Below are 13338 nucleotides of genomic sequence, written 5' to 3' on the forward strand. Positions count from 1 at the left end.
GAGGAGAGGGTTAGCATGAACCAGGAAAAAGATGTAGCCACTTTAACCTTTGATGAAAAAACGATTGAACGCTTGGCTAGCCAAGCGGCCATTGCTGTTGATGGTGTCATTGCGACCAAGGGTAATTTTTTTGATCGGATTCAAGCTCAGTATGATGAGTATTTCAATGAGGCGGGTCAAGCTCAAAATGAAGAAGCTAGCGGTGTTAATGTAAAAACAGACCAAATTGAGGTTGTTTGTGACATGGCGATTATTGTTGAATATGGTAAAAATATTCCAGATATTTTCCATCAAATCGAAAGTCAGGTTAAGGAGCGGGTGGAAAATGCGACCGGCCTTAAGGTTGTCCAGGTTAATGTTAATGTCGTGGATATTCTAACCGAAGCTGAATATTCAAACCTATATATGAAATCTAGAGATTAACCACTAAAAGGCTAACCACAACTTCATGAGAAGACGAGAGGCTGGGACTAGAGTCCTGGCCTTTCCTTGCTATTAGGAGGAAGCTTTATGACAGGTAAGATTAGTTTGAGTTTGGTGCAAAGTTTAGATGGCTATGTCGCTGACCGTAATTATGCGACAGAATTTGCTGAGGGTTACCCTGGACCTAATCTTAAAGATGTTTACAGCCAAGAAAATCCCTTTGATATGTTTAAGTTTTATCAGGAAACAACGATTATTGTGATGGGGGCTCGGACCTACCGGCAGGGCTACGCTCAGGGTTTCCCTAAACAAGATATTTATGTTGTTACGGATCAAGACCCAGCTAACCAGGGTCGTATCCACTTTGTAAAAGCACGCCGGATTGTTAAGCTTATGTTAGCTAAGAAGAAGCAGGGGCATCAAATCTATATTTTAGGTGGAGCTATGACGGCAAATCTATTCATCAAAGAGCAAGCAATTGACCGGTATATGATTGCTACTGTACCCTATATTCTTGGAACTGGTCGCCGTTTATTCTATCCACAAGCTCAGCAAATCCCCTTGCAATTAGACCAGGTAGATGTGATGGGCGGCATGACTCTTCAGATTTATAGTCCAAGGCCATAAAAAAAGACCGCTTGCGGTCTTTTTTAATTTATTTGATCAGTGTTCCATTCGTGTAAATGATAACTCCCCTTGCTATAGGATACTTTAGCAAAGTGACCTAGCTCTAATGGTGAGGAGAGATCAAAATCAGCAATGACTTCATGTAGGAAGTAACGAATTGGTTCCTCGTGAGAGACAATCACCACATTGAGTTGGCGACTCTGTTTCTCCATCATTAATTCTAGAGCATCATCATAAACCTCTAGCATACCTCGTTCAATACGTTCCCAAAACTCCGTAAAGGTGTCTGAACGCCCTTCTGGGTCGCGAGCCTTTAGACTTTCTAGGATAATAGGCACAATTTCTGATGGTGGTACTTTTTGCTGTTCTAATTCTTTAACCCATTGGCTGAGTGGCTTTGGCCAGACTCGGTCTAACTTTTTACCCTCTAAACCGCCATAATTAAAAGCACGGAATTCGGGCATTTTGGCTATCTGGATATCGTGCCCCTGGCGATTTAATAGGATTTTGGCACTAGAAACGCAGCGTTCTAAGTCGCTGGTATAGGCCAAATCGATAGTCAGGTTAGAAAACGATTCTGATAGTCTTTGCATTTGCCGAATGCCGGTTTCAGTTAAGGGGGAGTTAGACCAACCTTGTTCTAAGTGCTCGGTATCAGCTTCTGTTTCACCGTGTCGGATGAAATAATATGTGATTTTGGACATCATGATACCCCTTTCAATATCTTGCTTTTATTTTATCATAATATCTGTCAACAAGCACTTGCTTGCTATTTAATTAGTCAATCAATTTTGTAAAGCAGTCTAGTTTTGGTAAACTAATCATGAGATATAGAAAGGTGGGCAACCATGGATAGTAATTTAATATTTGGAGCGACTATTGACCAACTTAAGGTTGGGGATACCTTTAGCGTAACCGAAATGATTAGGGAGAGAGATATCTTATTGTATATGGGCGTGACTGGAGATGCTAATCCAGTTTATTTACAGAATGAATATAGCCAAAATGCTGGCAACGCCTTTGCTATCGTCCCTCCCATCGTGCTAATGGGAATTATGACTAAAATAATTTCAATGAATTTTCCAGGTCCTGGTTCTCAATTAGTCGAGATGAATGTTAATTTCTCTCAAAGTCTTCCCCATAATGCGACAGTAACTTTAAATTTTGAAATTACTCGGGTAGAAGCATTAAAGGAATTTGTAACTGTCCACGTGACTGGCCACCGGGCTGAGGATGCGACGCAACCGGTTTTGGATGCTATGATTACTGTCGTGCCACCAAATAATCAATTGTCGGATCAACTAAGTTACGCTGATACTGATAATTTGCAAATCGTACCAGGAGATGATGAGCTTGTCTAAGAAAAAATTACTACTATTTGATGGGTCCTCATTAGCCTTTCGTGCTTTTTATGCCATTCGTAATGTGGAAGGTTTTATAAATAAAAATGGCCTGCATACCAATGCGCTTTATGGTTTCCATACTATGCTAACAAAAATTTTAAAAGATGAGCAGGCTAGCCATATTTTGGTGGCTTTTGATGCAGGTAAAACAACCTTTAGAACAGACTTGTACCAAGAATACAAGGGAGGACGGCAATCGGCTCCTGATGAATTTAGAGAACAGATGCCCTTCTTTCCTAAAATGCTTGATGCCTTAGGGATTAAACATTATCAACTCGCTAATTACGAGGCTGATGATATCATCGGCACTCTAGCTAGGTTGGGAGAGGAAGCTGGCTTTGAAGTAGTAGTGGTCTCTGGTGACCGTGACCTCATTCAATTAGCCCGTGACCACACGCGGGTGGATATTACTAAGAAGGGTGTATCTGTCCTAGAATCGTATACACCAGAAACAATAACTGAATCGATGGCTATTAGCCCAGAGCAGCTTATTGATGTTAAGGGCTTGATGGGAGATTCCTCTGACAACTACCCAGGAGTTACTGGGGTTGGGGAGAAAACGGCCCTAAAATTGGTCCAAGAATATGGATCTATAGAAAATTTATATGACAATATAGATGAACTAAAAAAATCTAAGCGAAAAGAAAACTTGATTCGTGAAAAAGACCAGGCCTTCTTGTCCAAACGGTTAGCTACAATTGACCGGAATAGTCCGCTTACCATTAGCCTTGAAGATACTACCTATCAGGGTTATGACCTTGATGAACTTATGGCCTTTTATAAGGATATGAGTTTCAATAAATTTTTAACCGATTTGCTTGCGGACAGTGATCAAGCCGAGGCCTTGGCAGAGACACAAGCAAGCTGGCAAGAGGTTAAGTATCATCGCTATGAGTCAGGTGATCATATCCAAGTACCAAATGACCACCAAGTTCCGGCTGTGATTTATGTTGAAATGCTAGAAAAAAATTATCATTTTGGGACAGCTGTCCAGATTGTTTGGGGTAATCACGACCAGGTCTATCTAGCTGATCCAGCAGTGGTTGCTGATTCCCCGGCATTTAAAGAATGGCTAGCTGATAAAAACTATCCGAAAATTTGTTTCGATGCCAAAAGAACAAAGGTAATCCTCCATAATCTTGGCTTAGAATTTGCCGGGGTAGTTGATGATGTCTTAATTGCTTCCTATTTAATTAATGCCAAGGACCTATCTGATGACGTTGCTGATGTTGCCCATGAGTTTGGTTTTGACGCTATTGCCTATGACGAAACGATTTATGGCAAAGGAGCTAAAAAAGCTATTCCTGAAGATTCGGAAAAAATGTATGACCACCTCGCGCGCAAGCTAGCAGTTATTGACCAATTGAATCCCGTGTTACATGATCGTTTACAGGCAGATGATATGGTTAGTCTCTACCAGGATATGGAGTTACCGTTAGCCCTAGTATTAGCAAACATGGAGCTGCGTGGCATTAAGGTTAATGAAAATTGTTTAGCTGATATGCAAATTGAATTTGCAGAAATTATTAGTAAGCTTGAAGCAAAAATTTATCAGGAAGCAGGCCAAGACTTTAATATCAATTCACCTAAACAATTAGGTAAAATTCTCTTTGAGGATATGGGATTACCTGTTATTAAAAAGACAAAAACGGGCTACTCCACAGCTCAAGATGTCTTAGAAAAGTTAAGAGACCAAGCGCCTATTGCTGATTTGATTTTGCAATATCGGCAATTAGCTAAATTACAATCAACCTATATTGAAGGCCTGGTGCCTTATATTAAAGCAGATGGGAAGATTCATACGCGCTTCTCTCAAACTTTAACCACGACTGGTCGTTTGAGCTCTGCTGATCCTAATTTACAAAATATTCCCATCCGTACAGAAGAGGGGCGGCGAATTCGTCAAGCCTTTGAACCAGCTCAGTCGGGTTGGAGTTTACTGTCGGCCGACTATTCTCAGATTGAACTGAGAGTGCTTGCTCACATAGCCCAGGATGAACATATGATTGCAGCCTTTAAAGAAGGAAAAGACATTCACCGCGCAACAGCAGCCAAAGTCTTTGGCGTGGCTGAGGACCAGGTCACAGCTAATATGCGTCGTGATGCTAAGGCTGTTAACTTTGGTATCGTATATGGTATTTCTGACTATGGTCTGAGTCAAAATCTCAATATTTCTAGACAAGCGGCTCGAGATTTTATTGACACCTACTACCAGGAATTTCCTAATATTAAAAAATATATGGATGATATCGTAGCTAGTGCACGCGAACAAGGTTATGTGGAGACACTCTTTAAAAGACGTCGTTATCTGCCTGATATTAAGGCACGTAATTTTAATCTGCGATCTTTTGCCGAACGCACAGCTATGAATACACCAATTCAAGGGACGGCAGCTGATATTATTAAATTAGCTATGGTGGCTATGGACCAGGCCTTAATCACCAGCCATTTACAGGCGCGACTATTACTCCAGGTCCATGATGAGTTAATCTTCGAAGTCCCTGATGACCAATTAAATGATCTAGCTGATTTAGTTAAGCAAGTGATGGAGGATGTTGTAGTACTTAGTGTGCCTTTAGAGGCAGATGTTGCTAGTGGTAAAACTTGGTATGATGCCAAATAGTCGCCAGTAAATTTTGCTTAATCATTAAATAGTAAGAGAAGCGAGGCCGGGCTATGCCCCGGCTTCTTAATTTATTACCTCGAAAGGAGAACTAGATTGCCAGAATTACCTGAAGTTGAAACAGTTCGTCGTGGTCTGGTAGCAACAGCTATTGGTGCCAAAGTAGTGGATGTCCATGTGCGCTGGCCTAAAATTATTCAAGATCCTATGGAAATAGGTGACTTTAGTCAAATTATGCCAGGCCAGAGTTTACAAGCAGTAGAAAGACGTGGTAAATATCTTATCTTTATTTGGAATAACTATATTTGGTTGTCACATTTAAGGATGGAAGGAAAATATTTTGTGGTGCCGAGTGACCAGGACCTGGATAAGCATGACCATGTCATCTTAGCTTTAGATGATGGACGTGACTTGCGTTATAATGATGTGCGCAAATTTGGTCGCATCCAAATTTGGCCTCTTAATCAAAAAGAAAATGCCATAGCACAGTTAGGCTTAGGGCCAGAACCAGAGGACTTAGATGCTAACTATCTCTATCAGCGCTTGCAGGCAACTAATCGGATGATTAAGCCCGTCCTACTAGATCAAAAAATATTGGCTGGCTTAGGCAATATTTATGCTGATGAGGTGTTATTTCTGGCTAAAATCAATCCCCAGAGACCGGCTAGTTCCCTTAGCCAGGAAGAGGTAGCCAAACTCACGAGTCACATCAAGGCTTTACTGGCTCAAGCTGTGGCTGCTGGGGGGACCACGATTCGGACCTATACAGATTCCTTTGGCCAATCCGGTCACTTCCAATTTGATTTGAACGTTTATGGCCGGCAGGGACTAAACTGTCCATGTTGTGGCCATAAAATTGAAAAAATAAAGTTGGCCCAGCGTGGCACCCACTTTTGTCCTAATTGCCAACCAATACCAGTAGAGGGGGAATAGAATTGACTATTGTGTTAGGCTTGACCGGTTCCATTGCAACTGGTAAATCTAGTGTTAGTGAAATCTTCAAAAAAAATGGTATTCCGGTGGTAGATGCCGATCTGGTAGCTAGGCAAGTGGTTGAACCTGGCCAACCAGGCTTGCAAGCTATCTGTAATCAATTTGGCTCTGAATATATTTTTCCTAATGGCGTCCTGAAGCGTAAGAAGTTGGGTGAATTAGTCTTTTCAGACTACAAGGCGAGACAAAAGCTAGACCAGCTACTAGCCCCCTTTATTAGGGAGGCCTTGGAGAAAGAACGTGCGCGCTACCTAGACCAAGGTGTTGCGCTTTTGGTTCTAGATATCCCCCTACTTTATGAAGCTGAATATCAAAACCTCTGCCAAGCAATCATGTTGGTTTATGTACCTGAAAACCTGCAATTAGAACGTTTGATGGCACGCGATCACTTACGACCTAATGAAGCCTTTGATCGTATGCAGAGTCAAATTTCTATTGAGCGTAAATTAAATTGGGCGGATATCGTTATTGATAATTCTGGTAGTCCAGCAGAGACTGAACAGCAGGTGGAAGCCTGGCTAGCAATTTCGGGCTATCTTGGCCATTAGTGATGACTAGCTATGCTATAATATGGGAAAGGCAAAGGGTTACATGAAAAGGAGGAAACCTTATGCAATGTCCGAAATGTCAAGCGAGTCAAGTCAAAGTACTGGATAGCCGGCCTGCTGATGAAAATCGTGCAATTAGGCGGAGACGTCAGTGTCAGGTCTGCGGGCATCGCTTTACGACTTATGAAAGGGTTGAGAGTCTCCCCTTATTAGTCATCAAAAGAGATGGGACCCGTGAAGAGTTTTCAAGAGACAAATTACTTAGAGGGATTGTTCGGTCTTGTGAAAAACGTCCAGTTTCTATGAATCAGATGCAGGAAATTGTTAATGCTATTGAAGCGGATATTAGAGAAGCTGCCAAAACCGAAGTTTCTTCGACCGATATTGGTGAAGAGGTTATGGCTCGTCTACCTAAAGTGGATGAGGCAGCCTATATTCGCTATGCGAGTGTTTATCGACGTTTTGAAGATTCGACTGTCTTTCTACAAGAAATTGAACGTCTGCGCCAAAAGCAATCTGAGGAATAATACGAGGAGCTGGTGTCTTTGCAAAAAAAACCTTGGGATCTCTTGCATCCTCAAGAATATATTGAACTCGGCCAACATGATTTGATCTCTAATTTGAGTTTAGAAGTCTTAGTCCGCCTTTATCAGCCTATTATAGGCCCCCTAGCTTATAGTCTCTACATGTTGATATATGCGCTTACTAGTCAAAAAACTAGCCAGCTAATCAAGCGGCGGCATAGTGATATGATGGATCAATTAACTATGAGTAAGGAGTCATACTTACGAGCTCGTTTTAAGTTAGAGGCACTAGGTCTACTAGATGTTTTCCAAAGACAAGCAGAGCGCAGTGACCAGGTGCAAATGCGGATGTTATTACGTGCCCCGGTTACTAGCCATCATTTTTTTAGAGATAGCATGTTAGTAACCCTGCTCCAAAGTCAGGTTGGGGAACACCGTTTTAATGAATTACTAGCTGAATTTTCTCGCCACTATACAACCGATGACCAAGATTGGGCGCAAGTAACCCGCGATTTTTCTGATGTTTACCGCGTACCAGATTATCTTAAAACGATTAGCGATAAGCAAGAAGCCCTTTTACTGACGCCTAGTCAGTCAGCTTTTAATCAGACTGGGGACTTTGGTTTTTCTTGGGCAAAATTTAAGGAAATAATTCAAGATAGTTTAGTGCCCGAGCGGTCCTTAACACGGGAGGTTAAGGAGCAAACCATTAGTCTCCATCGTATTTATGGCTATGATGAAACCAGTTTAGCCCAGCTGCTAAAAGAGTCACTGAATCTCAAAACTTTAGAGGTCGACTTGGCTGATTACCGTAGTCAGGCCATTGATTTTGCTAATGATCATTTTAACGCTAAACCATTAACAGAGCGTAGTCAGTATGTTAATGAGACTGAGGCAACTGCAAAAGCCGTTGACCAGGCTAAATGGCGGAACCAGGGTTTAAGCGATGCTGACTTACAACTTTGCCAGGTAGCTAGGCAAATACCCCCTGTACAATTTGCAGGTGATATAAAAAGACAGCAAACAGGTTACCTTACTAGTCAAGAAATCAAGTTAATTGAACATATTGTTAGCCAGAGTAAGCTGGCGCCGGCTGTAATTAATATCATGATTCATTACTATTTGGTTGTTTCTAATTATAAAAATTTAAATCGACAGGCCATGGAGACAACTGCCAACGATTGGGGCCAGCACCATATTCAAGAGCCTGAACAGGCTTTGATATATGTACGTCAGTTTGTCGCACAAGCCAAGCAACGAAAACAGATACAAAAAACGCGTCAACAGGCTAATCAAAAAGCTAAGCAAGAACCTAAACCGGCCTGGTTCGATACCCATAAGCAGGAAAAAGAAACGCGCCAACAGGCTGGTGGTCCGCAACAAGCGGCAGCTAACCAAGATGCTGCGCAACGAATGGCAGAGATGATTGCAAGTTTAGAAGAGGGTGATCAAGAATGAAGCATGTGGGAAAAGCAATGAAAGAGGAACTTAGTCGCAATCAATTGAGTGACAGATTGCAGGCCATATATCAGCAGGTCTTAGCAGATACTGATGTGAAACAATTTATAGCTGCAAACAAGGATCAACTAAGTCAGCCCATGATTGATCGCTCGATGTCTAAATTATATGAATTCACTCAAGCTAAAAAGCGGCCAGCAAGTGAGTTTACCCCGCGGCTATTTATGAATGTGAATTATATCGATGTTAACTACCAAGCCAATGATCGTTTTTATCAAAAGCAAGCAGCCCGTGAAAAAAGAGACCGGCTAGAACTCATTCAGTTACCTGATAGTTTACGCCAAGCTGTTTTCCGAGACTTTCGTACCGATATTGAAGGTCGAGAACAAGCCTTGATTGCTGCGACTCAATGTGGAAAAAACTATCAATCGGCTGCCAAGCAATCTCATAAGGGGATTTATTTACATGGTAGTTTTGGGGTAGGCAAGACATACTTACTAGCGGCGCTAGCAAATTATTTAGTAGATAAGGGGGCCCACGTGCTCCTAGTCCACTACCCGACTGAATTACAAGCTATTAAGAATGGCTTTGCTGATAATAGTGCGCAGACTAGAATCAACCGACTTAAAGAAGTTGAAGTGCTCATGCTGGATGATATTGGTGCTGAAGCCAATACTGCCTGGACCAGAGATGAGGTGCTAAGTATTGTGATGCAGCATCGGATGCAGGAAGAAAAGTTAACCTGTTTTTCTTCGAATTTTGCTATGGCTGAATTAGAGATGCATTTAGCTAACGTTACCAAGGGCCAGGATGAAGTTAAGGCAGCTCGCATTATGGAAAGAATCCGCTTTCTTGCTGATGAAATCATGATGTCAGGACCAAATTTACGTTAAGCCTATTATTTGATTATTATCTTGATTAACAGTATTCTATAGTTAATAAAAATATTAATGGAGGTGGTCTAATGGGTGAGTTTAGACGTTTCTTTCAAGCTATTTTAGCGCTCTTAGGTCTATTAGCCTTGGTTGCGGGTATTTCATTGTTTGTTTACATTCCTTACCTGACAGACTTTGTGAACTTGCATATCAGGTCTAATTATTGGTTAAGTATGCTGGTAGTTGGTTTATTAATCGTTGTGGGCTTGTATTGCTTAGTCGCTTTAATACATGGCATTTTTGCGCCATCTAAAAAGCGTCGGACAATTATCCGGGACCAAGCAGGGGATATCAGAATTTCTCGTGACGTTTTGGCTTCAGCCGCTCTTGATGGGGTACGCCAAGTACGTGATGTTAAACGCCCTAGCGTAGAGGTTGAAATGAAAGCTAACTTGGCAGATGCTAAAGTTGATGTTTATGGTGAGGTTGACCAGGACAAAGATGTTGCGGCCATTGCTAATCACGCGCAAGGCAAGGTTCAAGCAGCTTTACAAGAAGCCCTGGGCCAATCATTATCACGAGTTAATATTAATATTACCAAGTATGATTCGAGTGAATTGGCTACGCAAACATCTGTTAATCGTGGCGCTCGAGTGAAGTAAGGAGGTAGCTTAAAGTGAAACAACCACCTAAGAAATGGTATCCATACCGTCACCGGATTTTGTGTCTCTTGCTTGCCTTTTTATTTGCACTAATTTGGCTTAACCTGGGTTTCTTCGCTAGTGTTTTTGTCTTTCTAATTAGCGCAGTTGGCTATTTTATTGGCGCCTATGTTGATGGTGAATTAGATTTAGAAGAATGGTTTAATTTATTTAATCGTTGAGCAAATTTCTTGTTAAAAAATAATAAGATGATATACTAAAACTATAATGTAATACAAAAATCATTTGCTAATTTTTAGGAGGAATCTATAATGGCTGAAAACAATGTACAAAATGAAAGTGTAAAACATGAAAATACATTATCATTTGAAGATCGTGTATTAGAAAAAATTGCTAACTACACTGTTCAAAATATCAATGGTATCTTAGAATTAAAAGGTAACTTTACTTCTGGCATTAAGAGCTTCTTCCAATCTGGTGAAGATGAAACTAAGGGTGTAAGCGCTGAAGTAGGCAAAAAAGAAGTAGCTTTAGATTTAGAAGTTATTGCTGAATATGGTCGCAACATCCCTGAAGCTTTCGACAAAGCTATTGAAGCAGTTAAGAAGAATGTTAAAGAAATGACAGGCCTTGAAGTTGTTGAAGTTAACATGAACGTTAACGACGTAATGACTCGCGCAGAATACGATAAACAACAAAACGAAGACCAACGTAAAGCTGCTGAAGAACGTCGTCGTGCTAACCAAAACGGTGAGTATACTGACGGTTCTCGTGTACAATAGTAATTCCAAGAAGCTGTGACATATGTCACAGCTTCTTTTTAGATGCGCTAACTAATTTAGTCTAGTCAGCCCCGGTCGACTTTGTCACACCTTTTTTATGATAATGTGATTTTTAATAAATTAGCTAGTGACCTTAACTTGCAAATCCCAGTAAATCGTGATTAAATAGTAGTGAGATCGATGATGGAAGAATGATGATGCTAAGCTTTTTAGAGACAAGTTGGTTGGTGGAAAACTTGAGGCGAAGATCGGATACCACTTTCTAGATGCTAGTGATTAAGCTAGCCGGCAGCCACCGATAACGGCTTAATGAGAATTGGCTAGACCAATAAAATATGGGTGGAACCGCGATTGTTTTTTCAAGTAATCGCCCCTGTAGTTGTATAACTATGGGGGCGTTTTTTGTTTTGTAGGAGGAGAGAATAAAATGCTAGAAATAAAATTCCCTGATGGCAAGATAGCTAGCTTTGAAGCTGGTACTACTGCCTATGATATTGCAAAGAGTATTTCTAATAGTCTGGCTAAAAGAGCCCTTGCTGCTAAAATAAATGGACAGTTAATCGGCCTAAATGAACCGATTGAAGAGGATGGCGCAATTGAGATTATTGATCCCAAACATGATGATGCTTTGGGGATCTTACGCCACTCAGCTGCTCACTTAATGGCCCAAGCCATTAAGCGTCTATTCCCTGAAACCCACTTCGGTGTAGGGCCTGCTATTGAAAATGGCTTTTATTATGATACTGACCGTGGTGACAGTCAAATTACAGCTGAAGATTTAGAAAAAATCCAGGCTGAAATGGAGAAAATTGTAGCAGAAGATTTGCCGATTACTGGTCGAGTAGTTAGTCGTCAAGAAGCGCTTCAAATATTTGCCGATGATCCTTATAAGGTAGAATTAATTAACGACTTACCCGAAGATGAACCAATTTCAGTCTACAGCCAAGGTGAATTTACCGACTTATGTCGGGGAGGCCATGTACCTTCAACTGGCTATATTAAACACTTCCAGCTGCTATCAGTAGCGGGAGCCTACTGGCGCGGCGATGCTAACCGCCAAATGATGCAAAGAATTTATGGGACTGCCTTCTTTGAGGCGCGTGATCTTAAAGCCTATTTGAAACAAAGAGAAGAAGCTAAAGAGCGTGATCACCGCAAATTAGGCAAAGAGTTAGATATCTTTATGATTAGTCCTGAAGTTGGTTCCGGCTTACCTTTCTGGCTACCTAAAGGGGCAACAGTTCGGCGAATTATTGAACGCTATATTATTGATAAGGAAGTTTCCTTAGGCTACGAGCACGTTTATACCCCAATCATGGCAGATGTTGAACTTTATAAGACCTCTGGTCATTGGGACCACTATCATGAGGATATGTTCCCTCCGATGGATATGGGTGATGGTGAAATGCTTGTCTTACGGCCAATGAACTGTCCGCACCATATGATGATTTATAAAAATGACATTCATTCTTACCGTGAATTACCAATTCGAATCGCTGAATTGGGCATGATGCACCGCTATGAAAAATCGGGTGCGCTATCAGGTTTACAAAGGGTTAGAGAAATGACCCTCAATGACGCTCATATTTTTGTTCGCCCTGACCAAATTAAGGAAGAATTCACCCGCACCTTACAGCTTATTCAAGAGGTTTATAAGGACTTTAAGATTTCTGATTATCGCTTCCGCCTATCCTATCGCGACCCTAATGATACAAAGAAATACTTTGATGATGATGAAATGTGGGAAAAAGCACAAAGCATGTTAAAAGAAGCCATGGACGATCTAGGTCTAGATTACTTCGAGGCTGAGGGAGAAGCTGCCTTCTATGGACCTAAGCTCGATGTTCAATTCAAGACGGCCTTGGGCTTAGAGGAAACCATGTCAACTGTTCAGCTAGACTTCCTCTTACCAGAACGTTTTGATTTGACTTATGTAGGAGAAGACGGTCAAAATGACCATCGTCCTGTGGTAATCCACCGTGGTGTTGTCTCTACCATGGAACGCTTTGTGGCATATCTACTGGAAGAATACAAGGGTGCCTTCCCACTTTGGTTAGCGCCTGAACAAGCAGTGCTAATTCCGGTAAATGAGGATGCACATGGTGACCATGTTTACAAGATTGCTGATCAAATGAAGGCAGCAGGTTTCCGAGTTAAGGTTGATGACCGGAATGAAAAGATGGGCTATAAGATTCGTGAAGCCCAAACGCAAAAAATCCCTTATCAACTTGTTTTCGGGGACCAAGAAATTGAAAATAATACGGTAACAGTTCGTCGTTATGGTTCCAAAAAAACTGACACGATACCATTTGCGGACTTCTTAAGCCAAGCCCAGGATCAAATTAAAAATTACGATTAGCAATCGCTATAAATGATCACAAGCCATCTAAGTTGGATATTATCCAAAGTCTAGCCTAATT

14 protein-coding genes are annotated in these 13338 nt (G+C 41.3%); 13 read left to right on the forward strand and 1 reads right to left on the reverse strand.

What is annotated here, in order from left to right; genetic code table 11:
* Positions 1–15: 15 nt before the first annotated feature.
* Positions 16–423, forward strand: a complete 408-nt coding sequence (locus AWM75_RS06240; RefSeq protein WP_067979674.1) for an Asp23/Gls24 family envelope stress response protein — start codon at positions 16–18, stop codon at positions 421–423.
* A gap of 87 nt (positions 424–510) precedes the next feature.
* Positions 511–1050 (forward strand): dihydrofolate reductase family protein, encoded by a 540-nt coding sequence (locus AWM75_RS06245; RefSeq protein ID WP_067979677.1) that lies wholly within the window; start codon positions 511–513, stop codon positions 1048–1050.
* Positions 1051–1073: 23 nt separating this feature from the next.
* On the opposite strand, the gene AWM75_RS06250 is transcribed toward AWM75_RS06245, so the two are convergent.
* Complete coding sequence (locus AWM75_RS06250; protein ID WP_067979681.1) at positions 1074–1754, reverse strand: histidine phosphatase family protein; 681 nt, start codon at positions 1752–1754, stop codon at positions 1074–1076.
* Between the two features lie 144 nt (positions 1755–1898).
* Here AWM75_RS06250 and AWM75_RS06255 point away from each other — a divergent pair, with 144 nt between their 5' ends.
* The 11 genes from AWM75_RS06255 (at position 1899) to thrS (ending at position 13277) form a co-directional block, all read left to right on the forward strand.
* The gene (locus AWM75_RS06255; protein WP_067979683.1) at positions 1899–2411 is read left to right on the forward strand and encodes a MaoC family dehydratase; all 513 of its coding nucleotides are present in this window, start codon (positions 1899–1901) and stop codon (positions 2409–2411) included.
* Positions 2404–5076, forward strand: a complete 2673-nt coding sequence (gene polA, locus AWM75_RS06260; RefSeq protein ID WP_067979687.1) for a DNA polymerase I — start codon at positions 2404–2406, stop codon at positions 5074–5076. Before AWM75_RS06255 ends, polA begins: the two co-directional genes overlap by 8 nt.
* Positions 5077–5172: 96 nt before the next feature.
* A complete protein-coding gene (mutM, locus tag AWM75_RS06265) occupies positions 5173–6009 on the forward strand; it encodes a DNA-formamidopyrimidine glycosylase (RefSeq protein WP_067979690.1) in 837 nt (278 codons plus the stop codon).
* Between the two features lie 11 nt (positions 6010–6020).
* The gene (gene coaE, locus AWM75_RS06270; protein ID WP_327020365.1) at positions 6021–6617 is read left to right on the forward strand and encodes a dephospho-CoA kinase; all 597 of its coding nucleotides are present in this window, start codon (positions 6021–6023) and stop codon (positions 6615–6617) included.
* Positions 6618–6679: 62 nt separating this feature from the next.
* Positions 6680–7144 (forward strand): transcriptional regulator NrdR, encoded by a 465-nt coding sequence (gene nrdR, locus AWM75_RS06275; RefSeq protein ID WP_067979698.1) that lies wholly within the window; start codon positions 6680–6682, stop codon positions 7142–7144.
* A gap of 18 nt (positions 7145–7162) precedes the next feature.
* Positions 7163–8599, forward strand: a complete 1437-nt coding sequence (locus AWM75_RS06280; protein ID WP_067979702.1) for a DnaD domain protein — start codon at positions 7163–7165, stop codon at positions 8597–8599.
* Complete coding sequence (dnaI, locus tag AWM75_RS06285; protein WP_067979705.1) at positions 8596–9492, forward strand: primosomal protein DnaI; 897 nt, start codon at positions 8596–8598, stop codon at positions 9490–9492. The genes AWM75_RS06280 and dnaI overlap by 4 nt, the downstream gene beginning before the upstream one ends.
* 71 nt (positions 9493–9563) lie before the next feature.
* Positions 9564–10136: an alkaline shock response membrane anchor protein AmaP gene (amaP, locus tag AWM75_RS06290; protein ID WP_067979710.1), complete on the forward strand. Its 573-nt coding sequence runs from the start codon at positions 9564–9566 to the stop codon at positions 10134–10136.
* Positions 10137–10150: 14 nt separating this feature from the next.
* The gene (locus tag AWM75_RS06295) at positions 10151–10357 is read left to right on the forward strand and encodes a DUF2273 domain-containing protein (protein WP_067979712.1); all 207 of its coding nucleotides are present in this window, start codon (positions 10151–10153) and stop codon (positions 10355–10357) included.
* A 90-nt stretch (positions 10358–10447) separates the two neighbouring features.
* The gene (locus AWM75_RS06300) at positions 10448–10918 is read left to right on the forward strand and encodes an Asp23/Gls24 family envelope stress response protein (RefSeq protein WP_067979715.1); all 471 of its coding nucleotides are present in this window, start codon (positions 10448–10450) and stop codon (positions 10916–10918) included.
* Between the two features lie 427 nt (positions 10919–11345).
* Positions 11346–13277 (forward strand): threonine--tRNA ligase, encoded by a 1932-nt coding sequence (gene thrS / locus AWM75_RS06305; protein ID WP_067979718.1) that lies wholly within the window; start codon positions 11346–11348, stop codon positions 13275–13277.
* Positions 13278–13338: the final 61 nt, after the last annotated feature.

This window comes from Aerococcus urinaehominis (assembly GCF_001543245.1).
Taxonomy (GTDB): domain Bacteria; phylum Bacillota; class Bacilli; order Lactobacillales; family Aerococcaceae; genus Aerococcus; species Aerococcus urinaehominis.